This window comes from Arthrobacter sp. NPDC058192 (assembly GCF_042883665.1).
In the GTDB taxonomy this organism is placed as follows: domain Bacteria; phylum Actinomycetota; class Actinomycetes; order Actinomycetales; family Micrococcaceae; genus Arthrobacter.
On sequence record NZ_JBHVVJ010000001.1, the window covers coordinates 379,738 to 398,293 of the forward strand.

The 18,556-nt window shown below is 67.8% G+C and carries 17 protein-coding genes and 1 riboswitch; of the genes, 9 read left to right on the top strand and 8 right to left on the bottom strand.

Annotation, left to right across the window (positions count from 1 at the left end):
• Window positions 1–32: 32 nt before the first annotated feature.
• The 5 genes from ACFVVK_RS01805 to pabB all read left to right on the top strand — a co-directional run bounded on the left by ACFVVK_RS01805 (window position 33) and on the right by pabB (window position 4,801).
• On the top strand, window positions 33–1,175 hold the full coding sequence (locus tag ACFVVK_RS01805; RefSeq protein WP_390262571.1) for a glycosyltransferase family 9 protein: 1,143 nt from the start codon (window positions 33–35) through the stop codon (window positions 1,173–1,175).
• A gap of 43 nt (window positions 1,176–1,218) precedes the next feature.
• Window positions 1,219–1,713 carry an NUDIX domain-containing protein gene (locus ACFVVK_RS01810; protein ID WP_390262573.1) on the top strand — a complete coding sequence of 165 codons (495 nt, stop codon included), beginning with the start codon at window positions 1,219–1,221 and terminating at the stop codon, window positions 1,711–1,713.
• A gap of 16 nt (window positions 1,714–1,729) precedes the next feature.
• Complete coding sequence (locus tag ACFVVK_RS01815; RefSeq protein WP_390262576.1) at window positions 1,730–1,924, top strand: hypothetical protein; 195 nt, start codon at window positions 1,730–1,732, stop codon at window positions 1,922–1,924.
• Window positions 1,925–2,183: 259 nt separating this feature from the next.
• Window positions 2,184–2,747 carry a low molecular weight protein-tyrosine-phosphatase gene (locus ACFVVK_RS01820; RefSeq protein ID WP_390262784.1) on the top strand — a complete coding sequence of 188 codons (564 nt, stop codon included), beginning with the start codon at window positions 2,184–2,186 and terminating at the stop codon, window positions 2,745–2,747.
• The gene (pabB, locus tag ACFVVK_RS01825) at window positions 2,744–4,801 is read left to right on the top strand and encodes an aminodeoxychorismate synthase component I (RefSeq protein ID WP_390262579.1); all 2,058 of its coding nucleotides are present in this window, start codon (window positions 2,744–2,746) and stop codon (window positions 4,799–4,801) included. Before ACFVVK_RS01820 ends, pabB begins: the two co-directional genes overlap by 4 nt.
• 20 nt (window positions 4,802–4,821) lie before the next feature.
• Here the strand turns inward: pabB and cls are convergent, their stop codons facing one another.
• Entirely contained in the window at window positions 4,822–6,297 is a 1,476-nt protein-coding gene (gene cls, locus ACFVVK_RS01830) for a cardiolipin synthase (RefSeq protein WP_390262582.1), read from the bottom strand.
• 93 nt (window positions 6,298–6,390) lie between these two features.
• Here cls and ACFVVK_RS01835 point away from each other — a divergent pair, with 93 nt between their 5' ends.
• Complete coding sequence (locus ACFVVK_RS01835) at window positions 6,391–7,359, top strand: aminodeoxychorismate lyase (protein WP_390262585.1); 969 nt, start codon at window positions 6,391–6,393, stop codon at window positions 7,357–7,359.
• A gap of 45 nt (window positions 7,360–7,404) precedes the next feature.
• On the opposite strand, the gene ACFVVK_RS01840 is transcribed toward ACFVVK_RS01835, so the two are convergent.
• Entirely contained in the window at window positions 7,405–8,361 is a 957-nt protein-coding gene (locus ACFVVK_RS01840) for a hypothetical protein (protein WP_390262588.1), read from the bottom strand.
• A gap of 388 nt (window positions 8,362–8,749) precedes the next feature.
• Window positions 8,750–8,864, top strand: a riboswitch (SAM riboswitch).
• Between the two features lie 42 nt (window positions 8,865–8,906).
• Here ACFVVK_RS01840 and ACFVVK_RS01845 point away from each other — a divergent pair.
• The 3 genes from ACFVVK_RS01845 to ACFVVK_RS01855 are packed head-to-tail and all read left to right on the top strand — an operon-like array spanning window position 8,907 to window position 10,837.
• Window positions 8,907–9,212: a DUF1737 domain-containing protein gene (locus tag ACFVVK_RS01845; protein ID WP_390262590.1), complete on the top strand. Its 306-nt coding sequence runs from the start codon at window positions 8,907–8,909 to the stop codon at window positions 9,210–9,212.
• The gene (locus tag ACFVVK_RS01850; RefSeq protein WP_390262593.1) at window positions 9,209–9,628 is read left to right on the top strand and encodes a rhodanese-like domain-containing protein; all 420 of its coding nucleotides are present in this window, start codon (window positions 9,209–9,211) and stop codon (window positions 9,626–9,628) included. Before ACFVVK_RS01845 ends, ACFVVK_RS01850 begins: the two co-directional genes overlap by 4 nt.
• Window positions 9,629–10,837, top strand: coding sequence for an O-succinylhomoserine sulfhydrylase (locus ACFVVK_RS01855; RefSeq protein WP_390262596.1), 1,209 nt, complete (start codon window positions 9,629–9,631; stop codon window positions 10,835–10,837).
• A 33-nt stretch (window positions 10,838–10,870) separates the two neighbouring features.
• Here ACFVVK_RS01855 and ACFVVK_RS01860 read toward each other — a convergent pair whose 3' ends face one another.
• The 6 genes from ACFVVK_RS01860 to ACFVVK_RS01885 all read right to left on the bottom strand — a co-directional run bounded on the left by ACFVVK_RS01860 (window position 10,871) and on the right by ACFVVK_RS01885 (window position 18,463).
• Window positions 10,871–11,962 carry a hypothetical protein gene (locus ACFVVK_RS01860; protein ID WP_390262598.1) on the bottom strand — a complete coding sequence of 364 codons (1,092 nt, stop codon included), beginning with the start codon at window positions 11,960–11,962 and terminating at the stop codon, window positions 10,871–10,873.
• Window positions 11,959–13,242: a glycosyltransferase gene (locus ACFVVK_RS01865; RefSeq protein ID WP_390262601.1), complete on the bottom strand. Its 1,284-nt coding sequence runs from the start codon at window positions 13,240–13,242 to the stop codon at window positions 11,959–11,961. The genes ACFVVK_RS01860 and ACFVVK_RS01865 overlap by 4 nt, the downstream gene beginning before the upstream one ends.
• On the bottom strand, window positions 13,229–14,173 hold the full coding sequence (locus ACFVVK_RS01870; RefSeq protein ID WP_390262604.1) for an ATP-grasp domain-containing protein: 945 nt from the start codon (window positions 14,171–14,173) through the stop codon (window positions 13,229–13,231). The genes ACFVVK_RS01865 and ACFVVK_RS01870 overlap by 14 nt, the downstream gene beginning before the upstream one ends.
• Window positions 14,170–15,075: a PIG-L deacetylase family protein gene (locus ACFVVK_RS01875; protein WP_390262607.1), complete on the bottom strand. Its 906-nt coding sequence runs from the start codon at window positions 15,073–15,075 to the stop codon at window positions 14,170–14,172. The genes ACFVVK_RS01870 and ACFVVK_RS01875 overlap by 4 nt, the downstream gene beginning before the upstream one ends.
• Before the next feature lie 561 nt (window positions 15,076–15,636).
• Window positions 15,637–16,818 carry a glutamate--cysteine ligase gene (locus tag ACFVVK_RS01880; protein WP_390262610.1) on the bottom strand — a complete coding sequence of 394 codons (1,182 nt, stop codon included), beginning with the start codon at window positions 16,816–16,818 and terminating at the stop codon, window positions 15,637–15,639.
• Window positions 16,819–16,939: 121 nt separating this feature from the next.
• Window positions 16,940–18,463, bottom strand: a complete 1,524-nt coding sequence (locus ACFVVK_RS01885) for a UDP-N-acetylglucosamine 1-carboxyvinyltransferase (protein ID WP_390262613.1) — start codon at window positions 18,461–18,463, stop codon at window positions 16,940–16,942.
• Window positions 18,464–18,556 lie beyond the last annotated feature (93 nt).

Below are 18,556 nucleotides of genomic sequence, written 5' to 3' on the forward strand. Positions count from 1 at the left end.
CAGATATGGGCCTTAACGAAGGGAGCCGGTCAGTGGAAGACCTCCAGGCGGAATTCGGCGGTGCAGAAATAACTGGCTGGGGTGTTGGGCCGGTCCTGGAGAAACTCCGCGGCGTGGCCAGGATCGTCGTACTCAGGGGCGGCGGCCTGGGCGACCTCATGTTCGCCCTTCCCGCGCTGGCTGCGCTCCGGGCGGCCTACCCCCGCGCGACCCTGACGTTGCTGGGGACCCCTGCGCATCGCGAGCTGCTCCAGAGCACTTCAGGACCGGTGCAAGATGTGCGAGTCGTGCCCTTCGCGGAAGGTGTCCGCCCTGGGACGCAGGACCCCGTAGCGCTGGAGCGGTTCTTCGCCGAAATGAGGTCTGAACAATTCGATCTGGCGGTACAACTGCACGGCGGCGGCCGCTTTTCGAATCCCTTCCTCAAACGTCTGGGGGCGCGCTACACCGCGGGACTGCGAACGCCGGACGCAGAGGAACTGGACCGGTCCGTTCCCTACCACTATTACCAGCACGAGCCGTTGCGCGCCCTCGAAGTAGTGGGACTCGTCGGAGCCCCACCGGTCGAGCTGGAGGCCAGGCTCCAGCCACTGGAGGAGTTTGTCACGCGGGCCGAGACGCTCGCGGAGGACGCGACAGGCCCGGTCGTCATCATTCATCCCGGGGCATCGGACCCGCGGCGCCGATGGCCGGCCGAAAGGTTCGGGGAGGTAGCGGCCGCCTGTGCCGCCGACGGTTGCCGGGTCTTCGTCGTCGGAACGGGCTCTGAGCAGGACCTGGCGTCCCACGTCGTCGACGCCGCGCGCTCCCCTCGAGTGATGTCCGTGGCCGGTCAGTTGGACCTGGGCACCTTGGCGGCCTTGCTGGCCCGCAGCAGCGTGGTGCTAGGCAACGACAGTGGACCCCGCCATCTTGCCCAGGCACTCGGCACGCCAACCGTGGGCCTCTACTGGGCCGGAAATCTCATAAACGCAGGGCCTCTGGGACGGAGCCTGCACCGGGCCCACTTGTCCTGGGTTACGCGGTGCCAAGACTGCGGCAGCGACCTCACGCAGGTCGGCTGGACCGCTGCTCGTTGCCCCCACGACGGGTCCATCCTCGGCCCGATCCGTGCCGAGGACGTAACGAAAGACGTTCGGTCGTTCACGGCCCTCAGCCCCGCTCCCCGCCCTTGAACCGCCACAGCGCACAAGCGGCTCACACCAGGGGGCAGGAACCATGATCGTTCGGAGCGCAGGAATTCTGCTGTACAGACGCCGCGGCCCTGCCCCGCCGGGCCCCGCATCCAACCTCGAGGTCTGGATCGCCCACATGGGCGGACCGTTCTGGGCCCGCAAGGAAACGCACGCCTGGTCCCTCCCCAAGGGCGAATACACGGCCGGCGAGGACCCGCTCGCGGCCGCGCATCGTGAGTTCACGGAGGAGATCGGCACTCCGGCACCCGACGCCCGCTACTACGCGCTCGGCGACTTCCGGCAGCCCTCCGGCAAGATCATCACGGTTTTTGCCGCCGAAGCGGACTTTCAGCCCGAACAAGTCGTGAGCAACACCTTTGCGCTGGAGTGGCCGAAGGGATCCGGCACCATCAGCAGTTTCCCGGAGATCGACCGCGCGGAATGGACCAGGGAGGCCGATGCCCGGTCCAGGCTCGTGAAGGGCCAACTGCCCATCCTCGATGCACTGGTACAGCACCTCAGGAACAGCAGAGGCTAAGGAGAATACTGGAGCCATGCGCAGGACCCTCGCCCACACCGCCGTCGTCGCGCTACCCTCCGGCGGAGACCAAGCGGCGCCCGGCGCCGCGATCACCCTGGAGCTGTGCGGCAGCTGGGACCACGAACCGCCCTGCCCGCTGGCGCCCCACCACACCGAGGCACGGCGGACGGGAGCAGTACTCCGACTCCGCGTTCTCTTTCGCCGCTGATCCACGCCGGCAGCGCACAGTCCGGCGGCGCATAGCCAAGGCACTAGCCACGGGTGCCGTCCGGGATCCCGCAGGGAACATGGCCCGGTGGAAACTTCTCCATGCGGCCGCGGCCGACGTGACACCCGGCGAACGGCAACGCGGCAGGCGCACCACAAGGTCATGACAAAATTCATGAACGATTGACAAACTTTGTAACACTTGTGCGAATTGGCTGGCCAAGAGGGCCGGAAATCGTCCATGCTTAGCTATGAACTCAATGTTGAGCCAGTACCGAATCATCACCGTCTGCACCGGAAACATCTGCCGGTCGCCGATGGCCGAACTCATGCTGGCGGAGGCATTCCGGGCCGAGGGCCTTACCGGGGCCGTGGTGGACTCCGCCGGCACCACCGCGTATGAAGCCGGCCGGCCCATCGACCCGCGGGCCGCGCGCAGGCTCACCGCCAGCAGCATCGCTTCGGACCGCCACGTGGCACGTGCCTGGCGCCCCGAATGGTTCGCCGGCCGGGAGCTGATCCTGGCGCTCGACGTCGACCATTACGGCTGGCTCCGGCAGGCCGCCCCGGATTGCGAATCGCTCGCCAAAATCCGAATGCTCCGCAGCTTCGACCCAGCCGTGGCGGACAGCGACCCGCTGGAGCAGGGCATCGAGGACCCCTGGTACGGCGGCCACACCGATTTCGACGCCACCTATCACCTCATCCTGGCCTCGGTGCCGGGGGTAGTGGAGCACGTGCGAACCGAGCTGCACCGGCGGAACGGGCAACATTCCGGCAACAATCAGCGCAAGGCAGGGCACCGGGTACGCTCTCTCTTATGAGCCCCGCACCCGTCATCATCGCAATCGACGGGCGCTCCGGCTCCGGCAAGACCACTTTGGCCATCGAGCTGGCGGCGCGGCTCCGGGAACACCATAAGGTCTCGCTCTTCCACCTGGAGGACATCTATCCGGGCTGGAACGGGCTGGCGGCTGGAATCGAACGCTACGTCGCCACCGTGCTCTCGCCCTTGCGGCGCGGGGAGCCCGCGGAATGGGTCAGCTGGGACTGGGAGCGGCATTACGACGGCGAGGCCCGCACCACCCGCCCCGCCGAGATCGTCCTGGTGGAGGGCGTCGGCGCCGGCGCCGCCGCGGCACTCCCCCTGCTGGACGCCGTAATTTGGGCGGACTCCTCCGACGCCGACCGCCGGGCTCGCGCGCTGGCCCGGGACGGCGGCACCTACGAACCCTTCTGGGACCAGTGGGCCGCCCAGGAAGCGGAATGGCTCGCCGCCGACGACGTACCGGCGCGCGCCGATGTGCATGTCGCCAACCGTGCTGACGGCGCCGCCCCCGACGACGTCCTGCAAGCCCTCGAGTATCTTCCCGCCGTCGCCCGCACCCTGCTGCCCGAGCTTGCCGCCCGCGGCGGCCTCGCGGTGCGGGCGGAACGGATCGATGCGCAACCGGAAGCTGCCCGGCTGTTTGCGGCGCTCTTCGGCGGTTCCACGAACGCGGCATGGCTCGACTCTTCGCTGGACCCCGCGGGCCTGGCACCGGAGGCTGCGGGACGCAGCCGGTTCAGCATCCTGGCCGACGACGGCGGCCGCTTCGGCCAGTCGGTCCGGCACGGTTCCGGAATCACCCGCATCAGCACGGGACAGGCCACCGTGACCACCGACGGCCCGTTCTTCCGCTGGCTTGACTCCGTCTGGGGCCGCCCGGCGCTCCACACACCCGAGGCCTACCCATGCGAGTTCACACTGGGCTGGCTCGGGTACCTGGGCTACGAGCTCAAGCGCGAAACGGGCGGCGCTGACGTCGCCGCCACCACCCCGGACGCCTGCATGATCTTCGCCGGCCGCGCGGTGGTCCTGGACCACGCCGAAGGTTCGGCCTGGCTGCTGGCCCTGGACACGCCCGACGCCGACGGCTGGCTCGCCGCCGCCCGCAGGGCCGTAGGCGCCGCATCAGCAGCCGCATCAGCCGTGCCCGCTGCGGCGGGCAAGGCCCCCACGTTCCCGGCGCCGGTCTTCACAGCCAGGGACACGGAAGCAGGCTACAAGGCCAAGATCGCCGAGGCCCAGCACGAGATTGCCGAGGGCAACACCTACGAGGTCTGCCTGACGACCGCCCTCACGGCGTCCGCCCCGACCGGCCCGGACGGGCTGGACCCGTGGCGGACATACCTGGAGCTGCGGCGCCGCAACCCGGCGCCCTTTGCCAGCTATCTGCACTTTGGCGACCTCGCAGTGGCGAGCACGTCGCCGGAGCGCTTCCTGCAGCTCGCGGCCGGCGGCGCCATGCGGGCTGAGCCGATCAAGGGTACCCGCCGCCGGGATGAGGACCCGTCCACGGATGCGGCCCTGCGCCAGGAGCTGGCATCCTCGGCCAAGGACCGCGCCGAGAACATCATGATCGTGGATCTGCTGCGCAATGACCTCAGCCACTTCGCCGTCCCGGGTTCGGTGTCCGTGAGCCGGTTGTGCGCGATCGAGAGCTACGCCACGGTGCACCAGATGGTGAGCACCATCGACGCCACGCTGCGGCCGGGGTTGCCGCGGGCCGAGGCGGTGGCCGCCTGCTTCCCGGCCGGCTCCATGACCGGCGCGCCGAAGGTCAGCACCATGGCCATCCTGGACCGGCTGGAGGCCGCGCCCCGGGGCGTGTACTCCGGCGCGATCGGCTATTTCTCCCTGAACGGGTCCGCCGACCTCGCCGTGGCGATCCGGACCTTGGTGATTTCCGACGGCGGCGGCGGGACGGCGGAGCTGAGCCTCGGCGTCGGCGGCGCCGTCACCGCCGACTCGTCCCCGCACGAGGAATACGAGGAAATCCGGACCAAGGCGTTCGGCGTGCTCTCGGCGCTCGGCACCGGGTTTCCCGAAGGCTGAGTGCCCCGGGGGTAGTCCGGCTACTGCAGCACGGCCGACAGCCTCGCCACGTTGTCCACGTATTTGACCTTCATGGGCCGTTCCATCCAGTCCTCAAGCAGGAGCTCGTGCGAGATGCTGCGGTAGGTGTCCTCCACGGCACGGATCCGCTGGACAATGTCCTCGCCGAGCATCATCACGGACACCTCAAGGTTCAGCGAGAAGGAGCGCATGTCCATGTTGCTGGAGCCTAGGACGGCAACCTCGTTGTCGATGGTGAAGTGCTTGGCGTGCAGCACGAACGGCGCCTTGTACAGGTAGATCCGCACGCCGGCCTCGAGCAGGGCCTGGTAGTACGACTGCTGGGCGTGGTGGACGAGGAACTGGTCACCCTTCTCCGAGACGAAGAGTTCCACCTCGACGCCGCGCTGCGCCGCCGTCGTCACCGCATAAAGGAGCGAGTCATCCGGGACGAAGTAGGGGCTGCAAAGCGAGATCTTGTGCTGCGCCGAATAGATGAGGGTGTTGAAGAGCCGCAGGTTGTTCTCGGTGATGAACCCGGGGCCGCTGGGCACCACCTGTGCCGTGACGTTGCCGGGATGGGACTCCGGCTGGTGTTCCAGCTGATCCTCGATGGATTCGTCGGTTTCGCTCAGCCAGTCGGTCGCGAAGACGACGTTCAGCGTGGTGACAATCGGCCCGCGCAGGCAGGCCATGAGCTCCACCCATTCGCGGCCCACCTTGCGGTGCCTGGGGTTGTTGTAGGAGGGCTCGATCAGGTTCTGGGATCCGGTGAAGGCGATTTCGCCGTCGACCACCATGATCTTGCGGTGGTTGCGAAGATCCGGCCGGCGCCACTGGCCGTGCACCGGGCTCAGCGGCAGCATGGGCCGCCAGCGGATCTTGCTGGCATTGAGCCGGTCCTTCAGGCGGCGGTAGCCCTTGATGCGGAGCGTGCCGAGGTGGTCAAAGAGCACACGGACCTCGACGCCGCGCTCCGCGGCCTCCTCGAGGGCGGTCAGCAGGTCGTCCGTGACGTGGTCCGAACTCATGATGTAAAACTCGGCGTTGACAAACCATTTGGCGCCACGGACGGCCTCGGTCATCGCCTTGATGGAATCAGGGTAGCCCGGCAGCAGCTCCACGCTGTTGCCGTCCACCATCGGCAGCGATCCCAGCGTCTTGTTCAGTTCGGAGGCGGAGGCCACCCATTCAGGTCCGTCGTAGCGGCTTTCGACTGAATGCAGTTCCGACGTCCCTGCCCGGATCCGGGTGTTGACGGCCTCCTGCTGGGCGCGCCGGCGTCGGGACAGCCGGAAATTGCCGAACAGCAGGAACAACAGAAGACCCAGAGTGGGCACAATGAAAATGCACAGCAGCCAAGCCATTGCGGTGGTGGGCCGCCGGTTTCCGGGGATGATGCCCAACACAAGCACCCGGATGGCGAAGTCGACCAGGGTCAGGATCAGAACCGCCCAGGACGGTAAAGTCTCCGCCAGCGGAAATTGCCACAGCACAGGCGAACCCCTCACGCTACAGGCCCGCGGAAGAGTTCCGGAACGGGCAACCAGCAAATCCTATCCCGGGACCGCCGGGACTAAGCTGGTGCCATGACCTCTCCCGCCCCTGTCCCTGCGCCCGCAACCGTGCTGGTCTTCCTGGACCCGGCGTTCGACGGCGGCCGCGTTGCCGACGCGTCGAAGCCGCAGCTGTTGGCCACGGACCTGGGCGCCACCCGCGGCGACGGCGTCTTTGAATCGTTGCTGGCCGTGGGCGGCCGGCCCCGCAAGATCCAGGCGCACCTGACCCGACTGGCCGGCTCGGCCCGCCTGCTGGAGCTGGACATCCCCGCGGAGGATGTCTGGCGGCGCGCGGTGGACACCGCCATCGCCGAATACCGGCGCCAGGCTCCCGCCGCGGCCGCCACTGGCGGCCCGGCAGGGGACGAGGTCGTGGTGAAGCTGATTGTCACCCGCGGGCCGGAGGGCGCGGCCTCCCCCACCTGCTGGGTGCAGGCGTCCGCGCCGGGGGCGGCTGGCCGGCGGCAGCGCGAAACCGGGCTGGACGTCATCCTCTTGGACCGCGGCTACGACAGCGAGGTCGGCGAGCGCGCCCCCTGGCTGCTCCTCGGCGCCAAGACCCTCTCCTACGCCGTCAACATGGCAGCGTTGCGCTACGCCCACCACCATGGCGCGGACGACGTCATCTTCACCTCGGCGGACGGCCGTGTCCTGGAGGGACCGACGTCGACCGTTCTGCTGGCCCATCTGGAAACCGAGGACGACGGCGCCGGCGGCGAACGCACCGTCCGGCGGCTCATCACGCCCCGGCTGGACAGCGGAATCCTGCCGGGGACCTCGCAGGGCGCCCTGTTCACCGCCGCGAAGGCTGCCGGCTGGGAGCTGGGCTACGGCCCGCTGGAGCCGAAGGACCTGCTGGACGCCGACGCCGTCTGGCTGATCTCAAGCATCCGGCTTCTGGCGCCCGTGAACCACATCGACGGCCAGGAAATCGGCACCCCGGAACTGCGGCGCCAGCTCACGTCCGAACTCAACGCCCTGTTCGCCACGATCGAATAGCACCGCCCGGAGACAAACCCCCAACCAGCAGCGTTGGGGTTCTGCTCACCCGAGGGCAGCCGCGGGAACGGCCGGGCACCGCCGGAAGGATGCCGGGTTGAACGACGGGAGCAGGAACGTTGCCAGCACAGCGTCGAGCAGTTCCGGCGCCCACTTGCTGTTCTCCCCCAGTGTGGCGCAGACGCCCAGCACCACTGGGGTGCCGTCGGCGCGGCGGCGGATCTGGACCTGGACCGGGCCCGTGAGCCCCAGCGTGCGGACAGCGGCCAGGCCGAGCTTCCGCACGTCCCCTGCCTCGCCCGCCGGCACCCGGCGGCTGACCGCGTCGCCGCCCACCCGTCCAAACGGGGTTTTTGTCTTCTCAAGGACCACCGCCACCGGCGCCATGGCGTTGCGGGCTGGGGTGCCGAACACCAGGACCACGAAATCGGCGCCCGGGATGAACTCCTGGACCAGCTGCCCGGCCGGCATGAGGTGCCATTTAACGGAGCTGGTACCGGCCAGCAGATGGACGGCGCGCGCGCCTTTGAAGACCCTCGGTTTGACGACAACCGGGCCGTTAAGGGCCGCCAAGGATGCCGGCGCGGCGGCGAGGTCGCCCGGAACCCCGAACCGGGGAACGGCAATGCCGGCTGCCTGCAGTGCCCAAACCGTGAACAGATGGTCGTTGGCGAGGGCCACGGCGGCAGGGTCCCCCACGATGATCCGCACGTCCTGGCCGAATCCGGCGCGCGCCGCGGCCAGGACCGGAAGTTCCACGCTGAGCGTCGGGATAATGACGTTGATGGATTCCCGGTCCACCAAGCGGCGCAGGTCCAGGATCATGTCAGGATCAGTGGTCGGCAGGAGCCTGACGGTGGCTTTTGCCGGGGCGCCGGAAGCCTGGCGGGTATCGCCGCGCGCGTCAGAGCCGAAGTGCGGGACGCCACGGGCGGCGAGCTGGGCGCCGACAGCCTGTCCGGCGGCGCCTGCAATGCCGGTTACCAGTATGCGCGGGCCCACTGTTGCTCCATTCCGTCGTCACCTGCCGGGCCGCGGCTGCGGCTCCGGCAGTTCCGAGCCACCGATTTCAGAAAATTTTGGGGAGGGACCGTCCGATTCACAGACAACCCGCTTCGTTGCGAGCGCCCCACCGGCTGACACGCCGGCCGGTCCCTTTAGTAAAGTGCGCAATCTGCGTTCGAACACGAGTGGCCGGTACCCGAAAGGGAGCCCGGCACTACTCGCTGCGGACGCCGTGCGCCCTGCCGCCCGCATGCCACCGGTAGCGGCCGCTCCGGTCCTGCTGCTGCGCTTGTTCCGCCTCGTTGAGGCTGACGCTGGCACCCGGTTACGCAACATGACGACGGCGGCGGTGACGGCCGGCGTCGTAAGTGTTACGTTTTTGGGGAGTAATGAGAACCGGCGCCAAGCCCTGACTGGCCGGTCGGCAACCCTCCTCTTCGCGGCGGGGTGCCTCAGGTGAATACTCGGCATATCGACCATTCGAGCTGCAAGCGTGAAAGAGGAGATCCGTCGTGCCCGACACATCCACAACGGCTGGACCTGTGACAGCAGCCGCCCCCGGCGCAGCACCCGCCGGCGGGGAAAGGCTCGCCTACCGCCTGTTCACGGGCGCCGATGACCGCGCCTTCTGCGAGCGCGTGTCGGCCGCCCTGGCCGAGGGGTACGTCCTGCACGGAAGCCCCTCCGCCACCTTCAACGGCAGCACGGTGATCGTGGCCCAGGCGCTGGTGCTGCCCGCCGCGATCGCGAGCGCGGACGCCGCCGTGGCCAACGCCGTGGATGAACTCGACTCGGACGACTTTGCTGACGAGTTCGGCGCGGTTGAAGCCTTCGAGGGCCACGCATGAGCTACGCCGGCGACCTCAGCCCGCAGGAGGCGTGGGCCAAGCTGGGGACCGGAGCCATCCTGGTGGACGTCCGGACCGAGGGCGAATGGGCCCACATCGGCGTCCCGGACACTACAACCGCAGGAGAAAGGCGGAACGATCCGCTCTTCATCCAGTGGAACCTCGCCGGCGGCCTGCCCAACCCGCACTTCGTGGACCAGCTACGGCAGCAGGCCCCGGAGGACACCGCCGTCGAGCTGGTCTTCCTGTGCCGCTCCGGCGCCCGGTCGGTCGCCGCAGCGACCGCGGCGACCGCCGCCGGCTACACCTCGTACAACGTTCTTGAGGGTTTCGAAGGCACGACTGACCGCTTTGGCGAACGCACCGTCAACGGCTGGAAGAACCGCGGCCTGCCCACCAACCTGGGAAAGATTTAAGTGACCTTCAACCCCGACGCCGCAGGCTGGGCCGCCGAAACCCAGGCCGTCCGCGGCGGCCTTGACCGCACCGGCTTCCAGGAGACCACCGAACCGATCTTCCTCACCTCCGGATTCGTCTACGAGTCCGCGGCCGCCGCCGAGCGCGCCTTCACGGGCGAGGACGAGCGCTTCGTCTACTCCCGCTACGGCAACCCGTCCGTCGCGACCTTCCAAGAGCGGCTCCGGCTGCTCGAGGGAACCGAGGCGTGCTTTGCGACGGCGTCCGGAATGTCCGCCGTGTTCACCGCCCTCGGCGCGCTGCTGGGGGCCGGGGACCGGGTGGTGGCCGCCCGGTCGCTGTTCGGTTCGTGCTTTGTGATCCTCAACGAGATCCTGCCGCGCTGGGGTGTGGAGACGGTCTTCGTGGACGGCCCGGACCTTGACCAGTGGGCGGCTGCGCTGTCCGAACCGACGACGGCAGTCTTCTTCGAGTCGCCGTCGAACCCGATGCAGGAAATCGTGGACATCGCCGCGGTGAGCCGGCTGGCGCATGCGGCGGGCGCCACCGTGGTGGTGGACAACGTCTTCGCCACCCCGCTCCTGCAGCGGTGCGGGGACCTCGGCGCGGACGTGATCGTCTACTCCGGCACCAAGCACATCGACGGCCAGGGACGCGTGCTCGGCGGCGCGATCCTGGGCACCAGGGAATTCATCGACGGCCCCGTCAAGCAGCTCATGCGGCATACCGGGCCGGCGCTCTCGGCCTTCAACGCCTGGGTCCTGGCCAAGGGCCTGGAGACCATGGCCCTGCGCGTCAACCACTCCTCCGCCTCAGCCCTCCGGCTGGCCGAATGGCTCGAGGCACAGCCGGCAGTCAACGCGGTGTTGTACCCGCTGCTGAAGTCCCACCCGCAGTACGACCTCGCGGTGAAGCAGATGAAGTCCGGCGGCACGGTCCTCACGCTGGAGCTCTCGCCCTCCCCCGGCCGCACCGCCAAGGAGGCCGCCTTCGCGCTCCTGGATGCGCTGCGGATCATCGACATCTCGAACAACCTCGGCGATTCGAAGTCGCTCATCACGCACCCGGCCACCACCACGCACCGTGCCATGGGCCCGGAAGGCCGCGCCGCGATCGGGCTCAGCGACGGCGTGGTGCGGCTTTCTGTGGGCCTGGAGGACGTCGAGGACCTGATCGGCGACCTCGGCCAGGCACTCAAGCAGGTCTAGGCTCGGCTTGCCGGTCCGCAGTTCCGCGGGCGCTCAGGCCCAGACCCGCTTGAGCGCCCGCCAGGCGTCCTCGTCGAGCATGCTGGACGGCGTGACGGCGACGGCGGTTGCCCCGCCGGAGACGGCCGCCTCCAGCCCGGCCGCCAGGTCGGCGGCCGGGATGCGCCCATCCGCGGCCCACATCCCGACCGAGATGACGAACTTGCCGGACCGCCTCGCCATGGCCCTCGCCAGCTCTTCGGAGTAGGCGGGAGCGGCGTCGTTGATACCGAAGTAGTCCCACAAGACCACCCGGTCCGCCGCCGCGGCGAGCAGCCCGTAGTCGTGGCCGCTCTCGGTCCGGTCCCCCGCAGGATCGTGCCACGGCGCCCGGACGTCCATGTCCAGCGTGGCACCGTTGGCGTGCGCGGCGGCCGCCGCCTTGGCCACGATGCTTGCCACTGATTTGGACCGCCACGCCCCGAGGCTGGGGTGTTCAACGTCGATGTCCCCGTTCGCGAGCCGCGGCCAGTCCGTTCGGCCGCTGGCCAGCAGGTAGGAATCGCGGTCATCGCCGCCGAACGTGTTGTTCTCGAACATGAGCTCGGTCAAGGCCACGGCGTCCGGCTGGTACCGCCTCGTCACCTCGGCCACGAAGTCCACGAGCCGTTCCCCGACGGGTCCGGCTGTGAGGGCGGTCACGCTGGCGAACTCCCCGGATCGGGTGCCGTCGGCGTTGATGCCGGCCAGGCCGGGGTTGGTGCTGATCCAGGCTGGGACCAGCAGGTCGACGGTCAGTGTGATCCTGCGCTTTTTTCCATCGCCGCCGGTCCCCAGTGCCTTGATGGCTTCGGCGACGTGGTCGCGGCCCGGGACAGCCTCAAGATCGGGGTGGGCGTCCCAGCGGAACGCCGTCCAGTCGAGCCGCCCGACGCTGATGGTGACGCTGTTGGCGTTCACCTCATCGAGCCGTTTGGCCAGGTCCGGCAGCGTCGAGGCGGCATCGACCACGGTTTCGTAGCCGACGCCGACTGTGCGCTCAGCGGCCGGCGCCGTCGGTTCCCGCGGGCCGCCGGTCCCTGTGGCAGCCAGTGCCAGCACCGACACGAGCGCCAGGGCGGGGAAGGCGACCGCCCGGCGCCTCAAACGCTGGCCTCCGCGCGCACCGCCGGGGCGGCGACGCTGACCACGCCGGTCCGGGTCAGCTTGTTCCAGTGCGCCTCCTTGCGGCGGAGTTCCAGCACCAGAGCGGCCACCATGGTCAGGGCCGTGAATACCGAATAGAGCGGGATGAGCGGAAGCGCCCAGGCGTGCCGCAAGTCCTTCCAGGCCCCGTTCATGGCCAGGGCAAAGACCGTCAGCAGCACTGTCAGGAACAGCCCCACCCACCCCAGGACCGCCCAGACGTCGGCGCCGAGCGGGCTGCGGTCCAGCGCCACCAGGAAGGCCAGGTCCAGGAGCACCCCGATCTGGAGCACCGGGAGGATAACCATGGTGATGGTGTTGAACAGCAGGTAGGCGCCGAACAGGCCGTGCCGGGGATTTCCGATCATGCCCTTGTGGACGCCCATGGTCTGCAGAAGCCCGCGGGCCCAGCGGACGCGCTGGCGCCAGAGCGCACGGATGGTGGACGGCGACTCGGCGTAGACCAGCGCCTTAGGAGCAAAGACCACCCGGTAGCCGGCCTTGTGCACGCGCCATGTGAGTTCCAGGTCCTCGCCCACCGTGTCTTCACGGAACGGCCCGATCTCCTCCAGCACATGACGGGGAAACGCCCCGATGTTGCCGGAGACGATCGGAAGACAGCGGATCATGGTCAGTGCCCGCCGGACCATCCCGGTGCCGACATGGCTGATGAAGGCCAGCATCCGGGTCTGGATCCGGTTCAGGTTCACCGGCCGGTCATCGCCGCAGACGGCCCCGGTGCGCCTGTCGGTAAAAGCCTGGAGCATCCGCTTAACCGTGTTCCGGCAGAAGATCCCGTCCGCGTCGACAAACATGAGAACGTCGCCGGTGGCCTTCCGGATGCCCAGGTTCAGGGCGGCGCCCTTGCCGGCGTTGGTCTGGGTCAGGACCGTGATCCGGGGATCGGAGGCGGCGAGAGCATGCATCAGCTCGAGCGTATTGTCAGTGGAGCCATCATCCACGAGCATCACCTCGTACCGGTCGTACCGTGTGAGCTGGATCGAGCGGACGCAGTTTTCGATGACGGTCGCCTCGTTGAATGCCGGGACAATGATCGACACGCTGGGCCACTCATCCAGCAGGGTTGGCGTTTCGCGGTGGCGCCGGCGCAGCGCCTGGAGTTCAAACCCGACGGAAAGCGGCAGCACCAGCAGTTTCACGAGCCCGAACACCAGGATCGGCAGGCCCATAAGGAGCAGGAGGAACTCGGCACCGGGGATGGCGGATTCAAACCAGGACATTGGCCAACGCTCCTGTGTTCTGCCCGAAGGACGCCGGGTTGACGGATGGAAGTGCAAACGACGCCAGGACGGCGTCAAGCAGCTCCGGGGCCCGCTCGCTGTTCGCGCCGAAGCGTGCGTTCACTTCAAGGACCACCGGCGTCCCGTCGGCACGCCGGCGAACGTCGACGTCGACCGGGCCGGTGAGGCCCAGCGAGTGGACGGCGGCCATCGCCACGTTTCCGACGTCCATGGCCTCGGCGGCCTCGACGCGTCGGGTGGTAACGGCATTGCCCACATTCCCCTGAGCCAGTTCGGTCTTCTCCACCACGACGGTGAACGGCGCGATCCCGCTGAGCGCGGACGTGCCGAAGACCATGGGCCCGTATTCGGCACCCGGGATGAATTCCTGGACAATCTGGCCGTCCGGCAGGTGGCTCCAGTCCACCTTCTCGCTGCCGTCAACGACAATCACTCCGCGCCCGCCGCGGGAGACCCGCGGCTTGACGACTACGGGGCCGCCGAGCTCCGCCATGGCTGCGCCGGCGTCGGCAAAGTCACTGGGCACGCCAAATCTCGGTACGGGCACCCCGGCCGCGTGCAGCTGCCAGGCTGTGAAGAGCTTGTCGTTGGCGAGGGCCACCGGACCGGGGTCACCGATGATGACGCGTACGCTGGGCCCGAAGGCGGCACGGAACGCTGCCACCTGCGGGAGTTCGTCGCTCACCGTGGGGATGACCAGGTTAATGCCCTCCCGGACGACGAGCCTGCGCAGGGCTGAGACCATGTCTGGGTCCGAGGCGGGCGGCACGGGAACGACCGTGACACCTGCCCCGGCGGGCAGTTCGCGGATATCAGTGCCCAGGACGGGTATGCCGCGGGACTTCAGCTGGGCCGCGAGCGCTCGGCCCGCAGGGCCTCCGGCGCCGGTGACCAGCACGCGGGGCTTCACAGCTTTTCCATTTCGGTGCTCAGGAGACGGACCGGTTCGTAGGCTTCTGCGACCCTGCGCTTCGCCTGTCCTCCGCGGAACGAGGCGATACCGCGCACTCGCTCCGGCGTCATGTACGGCTTGGTGAGCTGGTCGCTGTGCATCTTCACGGCTTGGACCTTTGCGTCGACGTAGTCGTCGATGTCGATGAAGACGCTCGGGCTGAAGTCCCGCGTTGCCGAGGGGCTCTCGTAGCAGAGGATCGAGTGGTGCTGGCGGGCGGCCCGCAGGGTCGCCATGTGGACGGCCTGGTGGTCCTGGTGCTGGTCGTGGTTGGAGTGCGTGAGGATGATGTCCGGGTTGTACCGGGCCATGGCGGCTTCGATGACCTCCACCATCTCCTGGCTGTGCCGGAACAGGTCCGTGTCCGTGAAGTTGTGGTGGGTCATGCCGGTGAGGCCCATGAACGCGGCGCCGCGCTGGGCGTCGAGGGAGCGTTCCAGGGCATCCCCGCCACGGGTGCCGTCGCTCATGACAAGCCCCTGGACCTCGTGTCCGGAGTCAACGAACTTGGCCAGCGTCCCGCCGCAGGCGAGTTCAAGGTCGTCGGGGTGGGCGCCGATCGCCAGCACCCTGCGGGGCTGGCGGGCCGGGGCTGCCCCGGTGCGCAGGGCCTTCAAAGCAACGCCCAGGGACCCAAGTGCTCCAAGGGTGAGCGTGAGGTTGGCAGTGCGCCACAACTCGGGCACCTCGAGGAAAACGCAGGCCAGGTTTGTCACCAGCAGCGCGGGGCCGGCAATGAGGCAAATTCTGCGGAGCAGTTCGGGGCGGCGCAAGCGGCGGTGGAACCAAGATCGGCCTAATGCTGCCGCGGCCACAAAAGTAATGAGGAAAACAATGAGCATGTCATGAATTGAGACCATGTGAATCTAGTTCCTATGTCGAAGTTCGGCACCCAGTGCCAGGCTGTATTAAACGGTTTATCTTCAGATCAGACGGCGACTGGCCATAAAATGTGAGATGGGCAATCTTCAGAGTCACCCCGTGGCGCTCCCGGCTGAGCCCGCCGGCGAGAGGTGTTCCCGCGGCGGGCTGGATGGGCACCACGGGACGTCGACCAGCGCTTATGCAGCACAACCGTCCCCCCGGCGTGTTAGTGACAAGAATGAGACCTGTCGGAAATCTTGAACTTCCTCTTCCAGTAAAGGTGAGGGTCCACCGGCACACCCGAGTAGGCACTACCCGAACCGCCGGCGGCCTGAATTAGTAACCGGCGCAGGTATTACTTGTATCGCGTGATTTGACTACGCGGGCTGGGCCGTTCGAATGCCTGTGCACCGAACTTCCCGGCGGAATTAACCGGAAATAGGGCGGGAATTAACCGGAAATTAAGTATGGTTCCGTATCGGCAATCGGGAATGAATACGGTAACTCTTGGGCTTTGTTTCCTTTTGTTACCCCACGCCGCGGGGAAATCGTGGGCATCAGCCCCTGCGCACCGGGCGCAGGGGCGCTTTCCGCTCGGCCGGCGTCGCGTCATCGGTGCCCTGCGTCACTTCGACGGCACGTTCGACGACGGCGGGCAGCCCGCCCGCATGGAACGGCCCGCGCTGCAGCTGCGAGCCGGTCCCCTCCGCGAGGATCCGCTCCACGCCCTCGCGGACCAGGTCCAGCTCGCCCTGTTCCTCCAGCACGGGGGCCACGAAGTCCACCAGCGCCCTGGCAACGTCCGCGGCAGGAGCGGGGGTGAAAGTTCCGAAGTCCAGGAGCTCCCCGCGCAGTCCGCAGTTGCTCGCCTGCCAGGCGGCCATCCGGAGCAGCAGCGTGGGCACCGGGGCGGGATCGACGCCGTCGTTCCATTCCCGCGACGCCGATTCCACGAGGGCGCGGACCAGCACGGCGATCAGTGCGGCGTCCTCCGCCCGCAGGCAGACATCGGCGACCCGGACCTCCACGGTGGGATGCAACCGGGCCAGCCGCGCGTCGAAATAGACCATCCCCTCGTCCATCAGGACACCGCTGTCCACCAGCCGGGTCACCACCCGCCGGTAGACCGGGAGACTGCCGAAGATCATGGTCGGCCCCGACCCGGGCCAACGGTTCCACGCCTGGGTGCGGTAGCTTTCGAATCCCGTCTCCGCCCCGTTCCAGTACGGCGAATTCGCGCTGAGAGCGATCAGCACGGCCAGCTTGTCGCGGATCCGGTCCATCACGGCCACACCTTCCTCCGGTGATTCCACAAAGGTGTGGACGTGGAGGCCGCAGGTCAGCTGGTTCCGGACTGTGAGACCGAAGCGCTGCTGCATGGTCACGTAGCGCGGATTCGGCGTCAGGTGCGTGGCGGCGCCTTGCGGTGACGTGGCCAGGGCGGCGACGCGGCCGCCGTGCGCCCGGGCGGCCTGGTCCGCCCTCGCCCGGCCATGCCTGAGCTGCCGGAGCAGCTCCGCGTACTCAAGGCACGGGTGCGTCTGGGTCTCGATCTGTTCGAGCTTGAGCTCATAGCTGAAGTCGGCGCCTTCGTGGACCGGTTTCTGGCTGGCGCGGACCCGGGCGGCCGGCTGCTTCGCTGGAACCAGGCCGGGCAGCATCAGGTCCGCGAGGGCAAGCAGCATGCCCGATTCGGGGTCAACTATCAGCAGCTCTTCTTCCACACCGAAGGTGCGCATAGACCTATTGTGCGTCACGATCCGTCGAACGCTCTACGCCAACCCGGGATCAGATCACGCCCATGTCACCGCTCTGAATTGGCGCGATCTGACCCCGCGTTGGCCTGGGAAGCGCCTGGGATCAGTCTTGGAAATACTCGATCTTTGCGCCGATGGTGTTGAGCCGTTCGGCCAGGTCCTCGTAGCCGCGCTCGATGACGTAGATGTTCCGCAGTTCCGAGATGCCGCGTGCGGCGAGCATGGCCAGCAGCAGGCAGGCGGCCGGGCGGAGGGCCGGCGGGCAGCCCACCTCGGCGGCGCGCCACCTGGTGGGCCCGTTGACGTAGATCCGGTGCGGGTCGAGCAACTGCACCTGGGCGCCCAGCTTGTTCAGCTCGGTCAGGTAGATGGCCCGGTTCTCGTAGACCCAGTCGTGGATCATCGTCTGGCCGGAGGCGTTCGCGGCGATCACGGCGAAGAAAGGCAGGTTGTCGATGTTCAGGCCCGGGAACGGCATGGGATGGATCTTGTCCTCCGGTGCGCGCAGTTCCGAAGGCTTGGTGGTGACATCAACCAGGCGGGTGCGTCCGTTGCGGGCAAAATATTCGCCGGACACCTCAAGCTGCTGGCCCATCTGCTCAAGCGTGGCGAGCTCAATTTCCATGAACTCGATCGGGACGCGCCGAATCGTGACTTGCGAGTTCGTCACGATGCCGGCGGTGATCAGGCTCATTGCCTCGATCGGGTCCTCGGACGGGAAGTATTCGATGTCGACGTCGATGGACGGGCGGCCGGTGATTTTCAGCGTGGTGGTGCCCACGCCGTCGATCTGCACCCCGAGCATCTGCAGGTAGAAGCAAAGGTCCTGCACCATGTAATTGGGGCTGGCGTTGCGGATGATGGTGGTGCCGGGGCGGTGCGCGGCGGCCATGATGGTGTTCTCGGTGACGGTGTCACCGCGTTCGCTGAGCACGAAGGAGCGGTCGTCGCTGTCCGACGGCGGGGCCTGGACCGAGTAGAACCCGGATTTCGCTTCCACACTGAGGCCGAACTGGCGCAGAGCCTGCATGTGCGGCTGCACGGTGCGGGTGCCGAGGTCGCAGCCGCCGGCGTAGGGCAGCCGGTAGACGTCGCCCTCGTCCAGCAGCGGTCCCAGGAGCATGATGACGCTGCGGGTCCGGCGGGCCGCCTCCACGTCCATGGAGGCGAGGTCAAGGACCGCGGGGCGGCGGATCTGCAGGTCGTTCGCGTTGAGCCACGTGCATTCGACGCCGATGCTGGTCAGCACCTCCACGATCCGGTTCACCTCCTCAATCCGGGCCAGCCGGCGCAAGGTGGTGGTGCCGCGGTTGATGAGGCTGGCGCACAGCAGGGCGACGCCGGCGTTCTTGCTGCTGTTGACGTCCACAGCACCGGAGAGCGTCCGGGCGCCTTCGACCCGGAGGTGGGTCATCTGCGGCCGGCCCACGTTGACGATGCTGTGCCCGACGATCGCCTCCAACCGCTGGATCATCTTCAGGCTCAGGTTCTGCTTGCCCTGTTCCATCCGGGCAATGGCGCTCTGGCTGGTCCCGAGCTCGGCGGCGAGTTGCCCCTGGGTCCAGCCCTTGTCCGCGCGGGCTTTGCGGAGCAGGAGGCCTACGTGTTCAGCAGTCGGTTGAGTCATCCCACGAAAATATCACTGATGAGCTACCAGTCCGCGCATATACGGTCAGAATGGCATCTATGTCACACAAATACCCGCTCCATGCGATAACCG

Coding starts and splice junctions, on each gene's coding strand:
- ACFVVK_RS01835 (WP_390262585.1), top strand. CDS start 6,391: ATGACCTCTCCCGCCCCTGTCCCTGCGCCCGCAACCGTGCTGGTCTTC.
- pabB (WP_390262579.1), top strand. CDS start 2,744: ATGAGCCCCGCACCCGTCATCATCGCAATCGACGGGCGCTCCGGCTCC.
- ACFVVK_RS01880 (WP_390262610.1), bottom strand. CDS start 16,818: ATGCGCACCTTCGGTGTGGAAGAAGAGCTGCTGATAGTTGACCCCGAA.
- ACFVVK_RS01810 (WP_390262573.1), top strand. CDS start 1,219: ATGATCGTTCGGAGCGCAGGAATTCTGCTGTACAGACGCCGCGGCCCT.
- ACFVVK_RS01815 (WP_390262576.1), top strand. CDS start 1,730: ATGCGCAGGACCCTCGCCCACACCGCCGTCGTCGCGCTACCCTCCGGC.
- ACFVVK_RS01820 (WP_390262784.1), top strand. CDS start 2,184: ATGTTGAGCCAGTACCGAATCATCACCGTCTGCACCGGAAACATCTGC.
- ACFVVK_RS01850 (WP_390262593.1), top strand. CDS start 9,209: ATGAGCTACGCCGGCGACCTCAGCCCGCAGGAGGCGTGGGCCAAGCTG.
- ACFVVK_RS01865 (WP_390262601.1), bottom strand. CDS start 13,242: ATGTCCTGGTTTGAATCCGCCATCCCCGGTGCCGAGTTCCTCCTGCTC.
- ACFVVK_RS01875 (WP_390262607.1), bottom strand. CDS start 15,075: ATGGTCTCAATTCATGACATGCTCATTGTTTTCCTCATTACTTTTGTG.
- ACFVVK_RS01885 (WP_390262613.1), bottom strand. CDS start 18,463: ATGACTCAACCGACTGCTGAACACGTAGGCCTCCTGCTCCGCAAAGCC.